This is a genomic window from Salmonella sp. 741265116_PST (assembly GCF_046567715.1).
Classification (GTDB): Bacteria; Pseudomonadota; Gammaproteobacteria; order Enterobacterales; family Enterobacteriaceae; genus Salmonella; species Salmonella enterica.
In genome coordinates, this window is sequence record NZ_JBKFPH010000012.1 from 1 (window position 1) to 15,533 (window position 15,533).

Annotated in this window: 15 protein-coding genes; 7 read left to right on the forward strand and 8 right to left on the reverse strand. The window is 52.0% G+C overall.

Annotation, left to right across the window (positions count from 1 at the left end; genetic code table 11):
* Nucleotides 1-165 precede the first annotated feature (165 nt).
* Both mobB and mobA read right to left on the reverse strand, forming a co-directional pair.
* Entirely contained in the window at nt 166-681 is a 516-nt protein-coding gene (mobB, locus tag ACLD11_RS10325; protein WP_077917646.1) for a molybdopterin-guanine dinucleotide biosynthesis protein MobB, read from the reverse strand.
* Nucleotides 678-1,262: a molybdenum cofactor guanylyltransferase MobA gene (gene mobA, locus ACLD11_RS10330; RefSeq protein ID WP_001046878.1), complete on the reverse strand. Its 585-nt coding sequence runs from the start codon at nt 1,260-1,262 to the stop codon at nt 678-680. The genes mobB and mobA overlap by 4 nt, the downstream gene beginning before the upstream one ends.
* Before the next feature lie 69 nt (nt 1,263-1,331).
* On the opposite strand from mobA, the gene ACLD11_RS10335 reads away from it, so the two are divergent.
* From ACLD11_RS10335 to dsbA, 3 genes are all read left to right on the forward strand, one after another.
* Nucleotides 1,332-1,601, forward strand: a complete 270-nt coding sequence (locus ACLD11_RS10335) for a YihD family protein (protein ID WP_411014868.1) — start codon at nt 1,332-1,334, stop codon at nt 1,599-1,601.
* Nucleotides 1,602-1,677: 76 nt separating this feature from the next.
* On the forward strand, nt 1,678-2,664 hold the full coding sequence (locus ACLD11_RS10340) for a serine/threonine protein kinase (RefSeq protein WP_411014869.1): 987 nt from the start codon (nt 1,678-1,680) through the stop codon (nt 2,662-2,664).
* Between the two features lie 16 nt (nt 2,665-2,680).
* Entirely contained in the window at nt 2,681-3,304 is a 624-nt protein-coding gene (gene dsbA / locus ACLD11_RS10345) for a thiol:disulfide interchange protein DsbA (RefSeq protein ID WP_183059542.1), read from the forward strand.
* A 12-nt stretch (nt 3,305-3,316) separates the two neighbouring features.
* On the opposite strand, the gene ACLD11_RS10350 is transcribed toward dsbA, so the two are convergent.
* A complete protein-coding gene (locus tag ACLD11_RS10350; protein WP_411014870.1) occupies nt 3,317-4,225 on the reverse strand; it encodes an acyltransferase in 909 nt (302 codons plus the stop codon).
* Nucleotides 4,226-4,612: 387 nt separating this feature from the next.
* Between ACLD11_RS10350 and polA the strand changes: the two genes are divergently transcribed.
* Nucleotides 4,613-7,399, forward strand: a complete 2,787-nt coding sequence (polA, locus tag ACLD11_RS10355; RefSeq protein WP_411014871.1) for a DNA polymerase I — start codon at nt 4,613-4,615, stop codon at nt 7,397-7,399.
* Between the two features lie 334 nt (nt 7,400-7,733).
* Here the strand turns inward: polA and yihA are convergent, their stop codons facing one another.
* Nucleotides 7,734-8,366 (reverse strand): ribosome biogenesis GTP-binding protein YihA/YsxC, encoded by a 633-nt coding sequence (gene yihA, locus ACLD11_RS10360; RefSeq protein WP_000183327.1) that lies wholly within the window; start codon nt 8,364-8,366, stop codon nt 7,734-7,736.
* Nucleotides 8,367-8,605: 239 nt separating this feature from the next.
* Here yihA and ACLD11_RS10365 point away from each other — a divergent pair, with 239 nt between their 5' ends.
* From ACLD11_RS10365 to hemN, 3 genes are all read left to right on the forward strand, one after another.
* Entirely contained in the window at nt 8,606-8,830 is a 225-nt protein-coding gene (locus ACLD11_RS10365) for a hypothetical protein (RefSeq protein WP_001541209.1), read from the forward strand.
* Nucleotides 8,831-8,948: 118 nt separating this feature from the next.
* Complete coding sequence (gene yihI / locus ACLD11_RS10370; RefSeq protein ID WP_000743292.1) at nt 8,949-9,464, forward strand: Der GTPase-activating protein YihI; 516 nt, start codon at nt 8,949-8,951, stop codon at nt 9,462-9,464.
* 188 nt (nt 9,465-9,652) lie between these two features.
* Entirely contained in the window at nt 9,653-11,026 is a 1,374-nt protein-coding gene (gene hemN, locus ACLD11_RS10375) for an oxygen-independent coproporphyrinogen III oxidase (RefSeq protein WP_000003520.1), read from the forward strand.
* Between the two features lie 89 nt (nt 11,027-11,115).
* On the opposite strand, the gene ACLD11_RS10380 is transcribed toward hemN, so the two are convergent.
* From ACLD11_RS10380 to glnA, 4 genes are all read right to left on the reverse strand, one after another.
* Nucleotides 11,116-11,226 (reverse strand): YshB family small membrane protein, encoded by a 111-nt coding sequence (locus tag ACLD11_RS10380; protein ID WP_001578131.1) that lies wholly within the window; start codon nt 11,224-11,226, stop codon nt 11,116-11,118.
* A gap of 112 nt (nt 11,227-11,338) precedes the next feature.
* On the reverse strand, nt 11,339-12,748 hold the full coding sequence (gene glnG / locus ACLD11_RS10385) for a nitrogen regulation protein NR(I) (protein WP_411014872.1): 1,410 nt from the start codon (nt 12,746-12,748) through the stop codon (nt 11,339-11,341).
* A gap of 8 nt (nt 12,749-12,756) precedes the next feature.
* A complete protein-coding gene (gene glnL, locus ACLD11_RS10390; protein ID WP_000146194.1) occupies nt 12,757-13,806 on the reverse strand; it encodes a nitrogen regulation protein NR(II) in 1,050 nt (349 codons plus the stop codon).
* 274 nt (nt 13,807-14,080) lie between these two features.
* Entirely contained in the window at nt 14,081-15,490 is a 1,410-nt protein-coding gene (gene glnA, locus ACLD11_RS10395; RefSeq protein WP_001271699.1) for a glutamate--ammonia ligase, read from the reverse strand.
* Nucleotides 15,491-15,533 lie beyond the last annotated feature (43 nt).

Here is a 15,533-nt window from a genome sequence, read left to right on the forward strand (position 1 = left end):
GGGCAGGACGCCCGCCATAAACTGCCAGGCATCAGACAAGTGAAGAAGCCCATCCTGCTCGGATGGGCTTTTTTGCGTGTGCGGTAACTGTAAAAATGTAGGCCTGATAAGCGCAGCGCCATCAGGCAACCGGCACCGCCGGATGGCGGCTCCGCCTTATTCGGCCTACAAGGAACGTGCTTTCTCTAACCACCGCAAAATGAAGGCAGAAATCTGCGATACATCATTAAGATCCAAAACGGGTACCGCTACGGCAAGTGGAATATCACTGGCAACCGCAATAACATGCTCATCAAGAATTAATTCTTCCTCGCTGTGCCCACATCCCTGACGAAAAAGTAAGATCTTCGCAACTGCCTCGTGTTTAAACCCTTCTACCAGCACCATATCCAGCTTTGATGCATCCATCCGGCTCACCAGCCATGCCAGATCCAACTCTTCTTGCTCCGGCGTTTCAGTCATTAACGCCCAGCGCTGCTGACTGGCAACCAGCGTTTGTGCCGCCCCGGCCTTACGTAATTCGTAGCTATCTTTACCCGGTTTATCGACATCCATATCATGATGGGTATGCTTAATCAGCCCTGGCCGAATACCGTGCGCACAAAGTGCTGGGATCAGTTTTTTCAGCAGTGTTGTTTTTCCCGTGCCGCTCCACGCGGCAATGGCGAGTAGCGGTATCATGGTCTCTTTTGCCATTTCGCGAGTTCCTCCGGCGTGTTGACGTTCACAAATGCCTCCTTACAATCACTGAAATCAACGGCGTGTCCGCCTACCTGGCGCATAAAAATCATTACCCGCCGCTCGCCTGCTTGCAAATAAGCTGTCAACTGGGGCTCAACGGCACGATTAATCAACGCGATCGTTGGATGATCGCGCTCTCCATCATGAACCCAAACCACGGGTGCACCATGACGCTGCGCTGCTAAACGATCGACCAGGTTGTGGGGGATACAGGGATTGTCACAGGGGCAAAACAGAAACCAGTCGCCTGCTACCTGCTGAAAAACGGAAAGCATACCCGCCAGCGGACCGGGAAAGTCAGCGATTGAATCCGGAATGACTTTCAGGCCGCTGGCCTGGTAGATATCCAGATGGCGATTAGCACTAATGACGACCGTAGCAAGTTGTGGCGCGAGCGCGTCGGCAACGTGTCGCCAGAGCGGTTTCCCGTCCAGTTCAAGCAAACCTTTATCCGCACCTCCCATCCGCCGGGCTTTACCGCCTGCCAGCACCACGCCGGTTATTACTTCATCCAGATTCACCGATATCGCCTCTTTTATTGTGGGATTGACCCTGCTACCGTGTCTGTATCAAGAATAAGGAGCACAGCTATGAAATGTAAACGCCTGAATGAAGTCATTGAACTCCTCCAGCCAGCCTGGCAGAAAGAGCCTGATCTTAATCTGATGCAATTTTTGCAGAAACTGGCGAAAGAGTCAGGTTTTGACGGCAAACTGGAAGATTTAACTGATGATATCCTGATCTACCATCTGAAAATGCGCGATTCCGCCAAAGACGCTGCCATTCCAGGGATTCAAAAAGACTATGAAGAGGACTTTAAAACGGCGCTTTTACGCGCCCGCGGCGTTATTAAAGAGTAAAACCTTGTAAGCGGCGCCACCGAAATCGTCACGAAATGATATCCTGAATCATTCGTAGTATTTTCCGGATAATGGGATGAACGACAACGCTTTTACTTTCCAGACGCTACACCCGGAAACCATCATGGATGCGCTGTTTGAACAGGGGATCAGGGTGGATTCCGGGCTGACTCCACTAAACAGTTATGAAAACCGCGTCTATCAGTTTCAGGATGAAGACCGTCGACGTTTTGTCGTTAAGTTTTATCGTCCTGAGCGCTGGTCTGTTGAGCAAATTCGGGAAGAACACCAATTCGCGCTTGAACTGGTGAAGGATGAGGTTCCGGTTGCTGCTCCGCTCGCGTTTAATGGCCAGACGCTGCTAGCGCATCAGGGCTATCATTATGCCATTTTCCCCAGCGTAGGCGGTCGTCAGTTTGAAGCAGACAATATCGATCAGATGGAGGCGGTAGGGCGTTATCTTGGCCGATTGCATCAGACGGGGCGAAAACGTCCTTTCACTTTCCGGCCTGACATTGGGCTTGCAGAGTATCTTTTTGAACCTCGCCAGGTATTCGAAGATGCCGCACTGATTCCCTCCGGGCAAAAAGCGGCTTTCCTGAAAGCCACTGATGCTCTACTGTCTGCAGTTACCGAATGCTGGCGCACCGATTTCGCCACGCTGCGATTGCACGGCGATTGTCATGCCGGCAACATTCTATGGCGTGATGGACCGCTGTTTGTCGATTTAGATGATGCCCGTAACGGCCCGGCGATACAGGATTTATGGATGCTGCTGAACGGCGACAAAGCCGAACAGCGAATGCAGCTTGAAACCATTATTGAAGCTTATGAAGAAGTTAGTGAGTTCGATACGGCTGAAATTGGTCTCATTGAACCTTTACGCGCCATGCGTTTAGTTTATTATCTTGCCTGGTTGATTCGTCGTTGGGGCGATCCTGCGTTTCCAAAAAACTTTCCCTGGTTAACAGGGGAAGATTACTGGCAGCGACAGACAACGACTTTTATTGAGCAGACTAAAATGTTGCACGAACCCCCTTTACAATTAACGCCAATGTATTAATCGGAGAGAGTTGATCATGAAAAAGATTTGGCTGGCGCTGGCTGGTATGGTTTTAGCTTTTAGCGCCTCGGCAGCACAGATCAGCGACGGTAAACAGTATATCACGCTGGATAAACCGGTCGCTGGCGAACCCCAGGTACTGGAGTTTTTCTCCTTCTACTGCCCACATTGTTATCAGTTTGAAGAAGTGCTTCATGTGTCTGACAATGTGAAGAAAAAGCTGCCGGAAGGCACCAAAATGACCAAGTACCACGTTGAGTTCCTGGGGCCGTTGGGCAAGGAGCTCACCCAGGCATGGGCGGTGGCGATGGCGTTGGGTGTAGAAGATAAAGTCACGGTCCCGCTGTTTGAAGCCGTACAGAAAACCCAGACAGTACAATCTGCCGCGGATGTCCGTAAAGTGTTCGTTGATGCGGGCGTCAAAGGCGAAGATTACGATGCGGCATGGAACAGCTTCGTGGTGAAATCACTGGTTGCGCAACAGGAGAAAGCCGCGGCTGATCTGCAACTGCAGGGCGTTCCGGCGATGTTCGTCAATGGCAAATACCAGATTAACCCACAAGGCATGGATACCAGCAGCATGGATGTTTTTGTTCAGCAGTATGCTGATACCGTGAAATATTTGGTTGATAAAAAATAAAAAGAACGCCGGTCACTGACCGGCGTTTTTATAAGATGTTTTAATCTCTTCTATCTGTATATCTTTCTTATCCCACAGCGTATTAAGCCAACGTTGAAAACGGCGTTTGAATGTTTTGTCGTTCACGTAATCGCCGTGCAGTTCTTCATTTATGGGTTCCAGTTGCACCCGAACAACAATACGCGTCAGCCTACCGCTTAGCATATCGTAGAAGGGGTGACGATCGTTGTTTGGGTAACACAACGTAATATTAAGCAGCTTATCGAACTGTGAGCCTAAAACATTAATCGCCATTGCAATACCGGCTGCTTTTGGCGGCAACAGATGTTGATAGGGGGAATGCGTTTGCTGGCGTTTCTCATGCGTAAATCGCGAGCCTTCAACAAAGTTAACGATAGTGGTGGGATACCGACGAAACTTTTCGCAAGAGCGACGAGTTGTTTCAACATCTTTGCCGCGTCGATCGGGGTGGCGGAGCAGGTAGCTACGGGAGTAGCGCTTCATAAACGGCATATCTAATGCCCAGCACGCCAGGCCGATGAACGGCACCCATGCCAATTGCTGTTTAAGAAAGTACTTATTCATTGGGATATGCTTGCGGAACAGAACGCAAAGCACAACGATATCGGCCCAGCTACGATGATTACAAATCAGTAAATACCAATTTTTCTTGCTCAGCCCTTCTAACCCTTCTACATCCCATTGCAAGTGCGGATTAAGGCGTAACAGCGCTGCAAGGCCAGCACACCAGCAATACATCATGAAATTGCAGAAAATGGAGACCTTGCGCCAGATACCGGGAACAGGAAAAAGGAGCTTTACCATACCGGCAACGATGATCGGTACTGAGCAAACAATAGTGACCAGGATGGTTAATACGATACTCAATGGGAGCGTGATAGCCGCGAGTATTCTCGTCATAATAAATTATTCAAAAGTTAGCCATAAACGGTGCGCGAAAAGGGCGCAAGAGGCTGATTCTATCAGAAAACGATGCTAATGATGGCGCTGAGTGAAATAGAAACACTCGTAACAACTATCCACATTATGATAACGGCATGAACCAGATAATCAGAAAAACGTGATGTTAACAACTCATTGAAAATAATGGGTAATTATTAAGAGGTGAAGGCTATCGCGCTGATTTTAAAGTAATGGTAAGAATTTACACACAAAGTTATCCACAGGTTGTTTTGCGAGCGATCCTGAAGATCGACAAAACTTTTCCGCAAATGCGGCGAAAAACTCAAGTTTTCCTCCTGTATGTGGCATCCTTTAACCATAATCTGTTAAACAGGCACGGACATTATGGTTCAGATCCCAGAAAACCCACTTATTCTCGTAGATGGCTCATCCTATCTCTATCGCGCCTATCATGCGTTTCCGCCGTTAACCAACAGCGCGGGAGAACCTACGGGCGCAATGTATGGTGTCCTCAACATGTTGCGCAGCCTGATCATGCAGTATCAGCCGACGCATGCTGCGGTGGTGTTTGACGCCAAAGGAAAAACCTTCCGTGATGAGCTCTTTGAACATTACAAATCGCATCGTCCTCCGATGCCGGATGATCTGCGTGCGCAAATAGAGCCGTTACATGCCATGGTTAAAGCCATGGGGTTACCTCTGCTGGCGGTCTCTGGCGTAGAAGCGGATGACGTTATCGGTACACTGGCGCGAGAAGCGGAGAAGGTGGGGCGTCCGGTATTAATCAGCACCGGCGATAAAGATATGGCACAGTTGGTGACGCCGAATATTACGCTGATCAACACCATGACTAACACCATCCTCGGCCCGGATGAAGTCGTTAATAAGTACGGTGTGCCGCCTGAGCTGATTATCGACTTTCTGGCGCTGATGGGGGACTCCTCAGATAATATTCCAGGCGTACCAGGCGTGGGTGAGAAGACGGCGCAAGCTTTGCTTCAGGGATTGGGCGGCCTGGATACGCTGTACGCCGAGCCGGAAAAAATTGCCGGTCTCACTTTCCGCGGTGCCAAAACGATGGCCGCTAAATTAGCGCAGAATAAAGATGTAGCGTACCTGTCTTATAAACTCGCCACCATTAAAACGGATGTTGAGCTGGAGCTGACCTGCGAACAGCTTGAAGTACAGCAGCCGATTGCGGATGAACTGCTGGGCCTGTTTAAAAAATATGAGTTTAAGCGCTGGACGGCGGACGTTGAGTCAGGCAAATGGCTACAGGCAAAGGGCGCGAAACCGGCGGCCAAACCGCAGGAAACGGTCGTTATTGATGAATCGCCCAGCGAGCCGACAGCGGCGCTCTCTTATGAAAATTATGTCACGATTCTGGACGACGTTACGCTGGAAAGCTGGATTGAAAAGCTGAAAAAAGCGCCAGTTTTTGCTTTCGACACGGAGACCGACAGCCTGGATAATATCGCCGCCAACCTGGTGGGCCTCTCGTTTGCCATCGAACCTGGCGTTGCCGCGTATGTACCTGTCGCGCATGATTATCTGGACGCTCCGGATCAAATCTCCCGCCAGCGTGCTCTGGAACTGCTGAAGCCGCTGCTGGAAGATGAAAAAGTGCGCAAAGTGGGGCAAAACCTCAAGTACGATCGCGGCGTCTTGCAAAATTACGGTATTGAGCTGCGCGGTATCGCCTTCGATACCATGCTTGAGTCTTACATTCTGAACAGCGTCGCCGGACGCCATGATATGGACAGCTTGTCCGATCGTTGGCTGAAGCACAAAACTATCACCTTTGAAGACATTGCCGGTAAAGGTAAAAACCAGCTCACCTTTAACCAGATCGCACTGGAGGAAGCGGGGCGCTATGCGGCAGAAGATGCGGATGTCACGTTACAGTTGCATCTCAAAATGTGGCCTGAGCTCCAGCAGCACAAAGGCCCGCTGAATGTTTTCGAAAACATCGAAATGCCGCTGGTGCCGGTGCTGTCACGCGTTGAGCGCAATGGCGTAAAAATCGATCCTGCCGTCCTGCACAAACATTCGGAAGAAATCACACTACGTCTGGCGGAACTGGAAAAGAAAGCGCATGACATTGCGGGCGAGGCGTTCAACCTGTCCTCGACGAAGCAGTTGCAGACCATCCTGTTTGAAAAGCAGGGTATTAAGCCGCTGAAGAAAACGCCTGGCGGCGCGCCGTCAACGTCGGAAGAGGTGCTGGAAGAGCTGGCGCTGGACTATCCGCTGCCGAAAGTGATTCTGGAGTATCGTGGTCTGGCGAAGCTAAAATCCACCTATACCGATAAGCTGCCGCTGATGATTAACCCGAAAACCGGGCGCGTCCATACGTCCTATCATCAGGCGGTAACGGCGACGGGACGTTTATCGTCCACCGATCCGAACCTGCAAAATATTCCGGTACGCAATGAAGAGGGCCGCCGCATTCGTCAGGCATTTATTGCGCCTGAGGATTATCTCATCGTATCTGCGGACTATTCACAGATTGAGCTGCGTATTATGGCGCATCTTTCCCGTGATAAAGGGCTGCTCACGGCGTTCGCCGAAGGGAAAGATATTCACCGTGCAACGGCGGCGGAAGTCTTTGGCTTGCCGCTGGATAGCGTGACCGGGGAACAGCGCCGAAGTGCGAAAGCCATTAACTTTGGCCTGATTTACGGGATGAGCGCCTTCGGTCTTTCTCGCCAGCTTAATATTCCGCGTAAAGAGGCGCAGAAGTATATGGATCTCTACTTCGAACGCTACCCTGGCGTGCTGGAATATATGGAGCGCACCCGCGCTCAGGCAAAAGAACAAGGCTATGTGGAAACGCTGGAGGGACGCCGTCTTTACCTGCCGGATATTAAAGCCAGCAACGCGGCGCGGCGCGCGGGGGCGGAACGCGCGGCGATCAATGCTCCCATGCAAGGAACGGCTGCCGATATCATCAAGCGCGCCATGATTGCCGTCGATGCCTGGCTACAGGCCGAGCAGCCGCGCGTGCGGATGATTATGCAGGTACACGATGAATTAGTGTTCGAGGTGCATAAAGACGACTTAGATGCGGTAGCAAAACGTATCCATCAGTTGATGGAAAACTGTACGCGTATTGATGTGCCGTTGCTGGTGGAAGTCGGTAGCGGAGAAAATTGGGATCAAGCGCACTAAGCATTTAAGGAATAACGCGCTTTTTTCGTAATTAAGCAACATAAGCACGGGGGTTTTGTGATGGGTATTAGAATTCCCTATGTAAAGAATGAAAAAAAATTACGAAAAGGTCTTTCTGTGTTGCTCAAAAAAGAGTAAAGTTATTCACGTAGGGTACAGAGGTAAGATGTTCTATCTTTCAGACCTTTTACTTCACGTAATCGGATTTGGCTGAATATTTTAGCCGCCCCAGTCAGTTTATGACTGGGGCGTTTTTTATTGGGCGTAAGAAAAGTTTCGCTCACACCGTAGGCCGGATAAGACGCGCAGCGGCGCCATCCGGCATAGCGGATGATTATTCCCCGTCCTGAATCTCTTCGACCGGTGCCAGTTCGCTAAACCAGCTATCCAGCTTCTGACGTAACTTATCTACGCCCTGCTTTTTCAGCGAGGAAAACGCTTCTACCTGCACATCGCCATTAAAGGCCAGCACGGCTTCACGTACCATATTCAACTGCGCCTTGCGCGCGCCGCTGGCCAGTTTGTCCGCTTTGGTCAGCAGAACCAGAACCTGGATATTGCTCTCTACAGCCCACTGGATCATCTGTTGGTCGAGGTCTTTCAACGGATGGCGGATATCCATTAAAACGACTAAGCCCTGTAGGCTTTGACGTTTCTCCAGATATTCCCCCAGCGCGCGTTGCCACTTGCGTTTCATCTCTTCCGGGACTTCCGCGTAGCCATAGCCCGGCAGGTCGACCAACCGTTTGCCATCTACGACTTCAAACAGGTTAATCAATTGGGTACGGCCCGGCGTTTTAGAGGTGCGCGCCAGGCTTTTTTGGTTGGTCAACGTGTTCAGGGCGCTGGATTTGCCTGCATTGGAACGGCCAGCAAAAGCCACTTCAATTCCGCAATCGGAAGGTAAATGGCGAATATCAGGCGCACTCATCACAAAATGCGTCTGTTGATAATTCAGGTTAGTCAAAGCGGTCGTCTCCGTCAGTCAAAGCATTGTTGCGATTATACCTGAACGCCAGCAAAAGACGGATTTTTCGGCGCGTCGGTGCTGTAAGCAAAAGCCATACGCTTTGTGAGACATTGTCCATTGCACTTATGCGACATGACAGAGTCGTTGTCAGGCTCAAAGCCAGTTAATATAGTTAAATCATAAATTTATAGAGAGGTAATTGTCTGAAAAAAAGGGATTTGCCGTGTCGGTATCTTGTGAGTTTACCCCAAAAGAGTAAAGTAATGCACATAGCGAGGACGCTAACAGGATCAACGACTCAGGATGAGGGTCAGGAGCGCCAGGAGGCGAAGACACAGGATTGTCAGGAAGACAAACGTCCGGAGACGTTAGTGAAAGGAAATGGAAACAACATGGAATGTTCCAGGCTAAGGGAAAAACAGGGCGTGTTGATAGCCAACAGGGATGGTGGAACCCGTTAAGGGTTGTGAGTCAAGAAAAAAGGCGGCAGATTACTCTGTCGCCTTTTTTCTTTGCTTGCTTTCTGCTAGATTCCGCCTCAATTCTATACTGAATAAAACGGCTTAAAGATCTGACATCATGAAAAAACCAACCTCTGCACCGCGCAGTAAAGCCTTTGGCAAACAGCGTCGTAAAACGCGTGAAGAGTTAAACCAGGAGGCGCGCGACCGTAAACGCCTGAAAAAACATCGCGGTCATGCGCCGGGAAGTCGCGCGGCGGGCGGCAATTCCGCTTCGGGCGGCGGCAATCAGAATCAACAAAAAGATCCACGTATTGGCAGTAAAACACCTGTTCCATTGGGCGTGACTGAAAAAGTGACCCAACAGCATAAACCGAAAAGTGAGAAACCTATGCTTTCACCGCAGGCGGAGTTGGATTTACTGGAAACGGATGAGCGCCTGGATGCGCTGTTAGAACGTCTGGAAGCGGGCGAAACCCTGAGTGCGGAAGATCAAGCCTGGGTAGATGCCAAACTGGATCGTATTGATGAACTGATGCAGAAGCTTGGTCTGTCTTACGATGACGACGAAGAAGACGACGAAGAGGACGAGAAGCAGGAAGATATGATGCGCCTGCTAAGAGGCGGCAACTAACGGGTTTACACCGTGGGCTTGCCCGTCCTGCTTATAACCCTTCCGGTTATATGTTATCTGGTGTGGTTATTCGTTAAACTACAGCGATTGTCGCGGCGACAGAAATGGCTGCGCAGCCGGCTTGCCGCCCGTCATGGCGTGAAGCCGGTACGCCGTACCCGCCAGAGACGCCATCGGAAGGAGTGAGCATGTCTGAACAGCAAATAGACTGGGATCTGGCCCTGATCCAGAAATATAACTATTCCGGGCCACGATATACCTCGTACCCAACCGCGCTGGAGTTTTCTGAAGACTTCGAGGACGCCGCATTCTTGCAGGCTGTGGCGCGTTATCCTGAACGTCCGCTCTCGCTGTATGTGCATATCCCGTTTTGTCACAAGTTGTGTTATTTCTGCGGCTGCAACAAGATTGTCACCCGCCAACAGCATAAAGCTGACCAGTATCTTGACGCGCTTGAGCAGGAAATTCGTCATCGCGCGCCGCTGTTTGCAGACCGTCATGTCAGCCAGCTTCACTGGGGCGGCGGTACGCCTACTTACCTGAATAAAGCGCAAATCAGCCGTTTAATGACGCTGTTGCGTGAAAATTTCCACTTTAATACCGACGCGGAAATCTCGATCGAAGTCGATCCCCGTGAAATTGAGCTGGATGTGCTCGATCATTTACGTGCGGAAGGTTTTAACCGCCTGAGTATGGGCGTGCAGGACTTTAATAAAGAGGTGCAGCGCCTGGTTAACCGCGAGCAGGATGAAGAATTCATCTTTGCGTTGCTTAATCACGCCCGCGATATCGGCTTTACCTCGACCAATATCGATTTGATCTACGGTCTACCGAAACAGACGCCGGAAAGCTTCGCTTTCACGCTGAAGCGTGTGACGGAACTGAACCCCGATCGTTTGAGCGTCTTTAACTATGCGCATCTGCCAACGCTTTTTGCCGCCCAGCGTAAAATTAAAGATGCCGATTTACCCAGCGCGCAGCAGAAACTGGATATTTTGCAGGAGACGATCGTATCGCTTACTCAGGCCGGTTATCAGTTTATCGGGATGGACCATTTTGCCCGTCCGGACGACGAACTGGCCGTCGCGCAGCGCGAAGGCGTGCTGCACCGTAATTTTCAGGGCTATACGACCCAGGGCGATACCGATCTGTTGGGGATGGGGGTTTCTGCTATCAGCATGATTGGCGATGGCTACATGCAGAATCAGAAAGAGCTGAAGCGTTATTACCAGCAAGTGGATGAGCGGGGCAATGCGCTATGGCGTGGTATTACGCTGACCCGTGATGATTGCATTCGTCGCGATGTTATCAAAGCGCTGATTTGTAACTTCCGCCTGGATTTTAACGCTGTCGAACAGCAGTGGGGTTTGCATTTCGCTGAGTATTTTGCCGAAGATTTGCAGTTACTGTCGCCGCTGGCGAAAGATGGGCTGGTGGATATTAGCGAGAAGGGAATTCAGGTGACGGCGAAAGGTCGTTTGCTGATCCGCAATATCTGCATGTGCTTTGATGCTTATTTGCGCCAGAAAGCGCGGATGCAGCAGTTCTCGCGCGTCATTTAGCCGGGTTGCCCGGTGGCGCTGCGCTTACCGGGCCTACACGTTGCGACAACCTGTAGGCCGGATAAGCATTAGCGCCATCCGGCACATTGTCAGCTGAACAGTCCTACCAGCGCGGCACACAACACGGCGGCTAGCGCAGTTTGTGGCGTGTGGCTGTCGACCGCTCCACTCGATACCAGATTAATAATAGATTCTAACATAATGAATCCCCCCGTTTGCCGGGCATGATCATACTGAACTCATCGGAACAGTAAAGCGCAAAATAGCAGCGTTTTGCGCTCAATTATTAATCTTTACACTCGCGGGTAATGTTTACTCCATTCCCAGCTCTTTCAACTTCCGCGTTAGGGTGTTTCGCCCCCAACCGAGCAGCCTGGCGGCTTCCTGTTTATGACCCTGCGTATGGCGTAACGCCGTGGTCAGTAGCGTTCTCTCCAGTTCTGACTGCGCTTCAGAAAGCAGGTTTTGATGACCGGATCGCAAGGCGCGGTCCGCCCATTGCGCCAGTAATGTAGCCCAGCTATCCGGCGGCAGGTGGGACGGGCTATCCGGCGCCGAGGCTTCAAACAGTTCGCCCGGTAAATCCTGGATCAATACCTCCTGTCCGGCGGCCATGACGGTGAGCCAGCGGCAGGTATTTTCTAACTGACGCACGTTACCAGGCCATGCCAGGCGCGTTAACGCCGTTTCGGTTTCCGGATGTAATAATTTGGCTTCCACACCTAATTCACGGGCGGCGACCTGCAAAAAATGGCGCGCCAGGCGCGGAATATCCTCACGGCGCTCGCGCAACGGCGGAAGATGGATACGAATCACGTTCAGGCGGTGGAACAGGTCTTCGCGGAATTTCCCTTCCTGAACGCGTCGTTCGAGGTTCTGGTGGGTGGCGGCGATAATGCGCACATCCACTTTTACCGGCGCATACCCGCCCACGCGGTAGAACTGTCCGTCAGCCAGCACGCGTAACAGACGAGTCTGGACATCCAGCGGCATATCGCCAATTTCGTCCAGAAACAGCGTGCCGCCGTCAGCCTGCTCGAAACGGCCCTGCCGGATGGTATTCGCCCCGGTAAAAGCGCCTTTCTCATGGCCAAACAGTTCGGATTCAATCAAATCTTTCGGGATGGCCGCCATATTGAGCGCGATAAACGGCGCTTTGGCGCGTGGGCTATGGCGATGTAGCGCATGGGCGACCAGTTCTTTACCGGTTCCTGATTCGCCGTTAATCAGCACGCTAATCGAAGAACGCGACAGCCGACCAATAATGCGAAACACATCCTGCATGGCGGGCGCTTCGCCTATCATGTCTGTTGTCGGGCCGTTAACCTCGATATTACGCGGCTGCTGCTGCTCCTGATAGTGGCTAATCGCGCGCTCGACCAGAGCGACGGCTTCATCAATATCAAACGGTTTAGGCAGATAATCAAACGCCCCCTGCTGATAGGCGCTCACGGCGGCATCTAAATCGGAATGCGCGGTCATAATGATGACCGGAAGCATCGGGTGACGCTGTTTAATCTGCTTTAATAGCGCCAGCCCGTCCATTCCCGGCATTCGGATATCCGACAGCAAGACGTCCGGCGTTTTACTGGCCAGCGCAGCCAGTACTTCATTACCATTCTCAAAGGTGGTACAGGTCAACCCTGCCCCGGCGAGAGCACGCTCAAGCACCCAACGGATGGAACTATCATCATCGACGACCCAGACTATTCCTCGTTGCATAAACACCTCTATTTCCGAATCGGCAGGTAAACCGAAAACTCGGTATGCCCCGGCCAACTGGTAAATTCAATTTTGCCGGCGTGTTGATCGATAAGATTGCGGGCGATAGATAACCCAAGCCCGGTGCCGCCTTCGCGACCGCTGACCATCGGGTAGAACAGCGTATCCTGTAAATGGGGAGGAATGCCCGGCCCATTGTCTTCAACGTCTATACGCGCCGCCAGGCGATAGCGTTCGCCATGCAGCGTTAACTGGAAGGCGGTACGCGTACGCAGCGTAATTTCGCCGCCTTCCGGCCCCAGCGCCTGCAAGGCATTGCGGACAATATTCAGCAGTACTTGCTCAATTTGTTCCGGGTCGTGCGGCAGTTCTGGCAGACTGGGGTCATAATCGCGGATAAGCCGGACATTATCCGGCAGTTCCATCGATACCAGCGCCACCACGCGCTCCGCGACTTTATGTATGCTCTCGGTAATGTGCATTCCCGGGTGCTGCGGCCCCAGCAAACGATCGACAAGGTTGCGTAGCCTGTCGGCCTGTTCAATGATGACTTTGGTATATTCCGTTAGCGCCGGGTCGGGCAGCGCCTTGCTGAGTAGCTGCGCCGCGCCGCGCAGGCCGCCGAGCGGATTTTTGATTTCGTGCGCCAGACCGCGCACCAGATCGCGGGCGGCGATTTGCTGCGCGTGCTGCAACTGCTCCTGACTCAGACGACGCTGGTTATCCATCGGCGCCATTTCGAGCAGTATAAAATCGTCGGGCAGACGTTGGGCGGTCAAAGAGAGAATATGCGAGCGACTATCAATCACCAGCGTCACTTCGTTATCGGTAAAGCCTTGCCCTGCCGCTAAACTTTCGCGCATCAGGTCAATGTTTAACGAAAAATAGCTCAACAGTTCAGGTAACGGCGTCCCGAACAGTTTGCGTGAGCTTTGCGCGAGCAACTGCTGCGCGGCAGGATTGGCGTAATGGATTGCCAGCGCGTCGTCGACCACTAGCACGCTGTTGATTAACGAATTGAGGATCTGCCCAGCATCGGGCTGTATGCCGCTTGCCATTCAGCAGTCTCCTGGAAAAGGTTGCACCATTTTAGTGCATTATAGCTTTTTACCACTAAAAAGCGCGTGAGATCAGATTGTTGGTGGAGAAAAAAGCCCATCCAGGGATGGGCTGAAAGTTTCCACGGCAACTCAAAAACTCCTGACGCCTTTCACGCTGCTGTTGTGTTGGCTGCTTTCGCTTACCCCAGTCACATCGCTATCTATGCTCCTGGGCATGTGCTCAGTTGCCGCCTTGCAGCAACGCGAAATTCGTCGGATTTTTAATATACGATTAAACGCTGTAGTACAGCTCAAACTCTACCGGGTGCGGGGTCATACGCACGCGGTCATCTTCTTCGCGACGCAGCGCAATATACGCATCGATCGCTTCATCCGTGAACACGCCGCCTGCTTTCAGGAACTCGCGGTCCAGGTCCAGCGCGTTCAGCGCTTCTTCCAGAGAACCCGCTACCTGTGGGATCTCTTTCGCTTCTTCCGGCGGCAGGTCATACAGGTTTTTGTCCATGGCTTCGCCCGGGTGAATCTTATTCTTAATCCCGTCCAGACCGGCCATCAGAAGGGCGGCAAAGCACAGATACGGGTTAGCCGCCGGGTCCGGGAAGCGAACTTCGATACGGCGCGCTTTCGGAGACGCCACCACCGGAATACGGATGGAGGCGGAACGGTTACGGGCGGAGTAGGCCAACATCACCGGCGCTTCGTAACCCGGGACCAGACGCTTGTAGGAGTTGGTGGTCGGGTTCGCCAGGGCGTTGATGGCTTTGGCGTGTTTGATGACGCCGCCGATGTAGTACAGCGCCTGCTCAGACAGACCGGCATATTTGTCGCCAGAGAACAGGTTGGTGCCGTTCTTCGCCAGCGACATGTGGCAGTGCATACCGGAACCGTTATCGCCGAACATCGGTTTTGGCATAAAGGTCGCGGTCTTACCGAAGCGGTGAGCCACGTTATGCACGACATATTTGTAAATCTGAATTTCGTCGGCTTTTTTGGTCATGGTGTTAAAGCGGGTCGCCACTTCGTTCTGACCTGCGGTCGCTACTTCGTGGTGGTGCGCTTCAACGACCAGGCCCATCTGCTCCATGACCAGACACATTTCAGAACGGATATCCTGCGCGGAGTCAACTGGCGGAACCGGGAAATAACCACCTTTCACGCCCGGACGATGGCCTTTGTTGCCGCCTTCGTACTTGGTAGAGGAGTTCCAGGCGCCTTCAATATCGTCAATCGCCACATGTGAGCCGGAGATAGATGCGCCGAAGCGGATGTCGTCGAACAGGAAGAATTCTGGTTCCGGCCCAAACAGGACGGTATCGGCGATACCGGTCGCGCGCAGGTAGTCTTCCGCACGTTTTGCGATGGAACGTGGGTCACGGTCATAACCTTGCAGAGTGCCTGGCTCCAGGATGTCGCAACGGATAATCAGGGTAGAGTCCGCGAAGAACGGGTCAATCACTGCGGTGGATGCGTCTGGCATCAGCACCATGTCGGATTCGTTAATGCCTTTCCAGCCGCCGATAGAGGAGCCGTCAAACATTTTGCCTTCTTCAAAGAATTCGGCATTTACCTGATGAGCAGGAATCGTGACGTGCTGTTCTTTGCCTTTGGTATCGGTGAAGCGCAGATCGACAAACTTCACTTCGTGCTCGTTCAGCATCGTCAAAACGTGTTCAGCGGACATACTTGTACTCTCCCGGATTGGTCATGGTCGGTCGTCGTGGTAA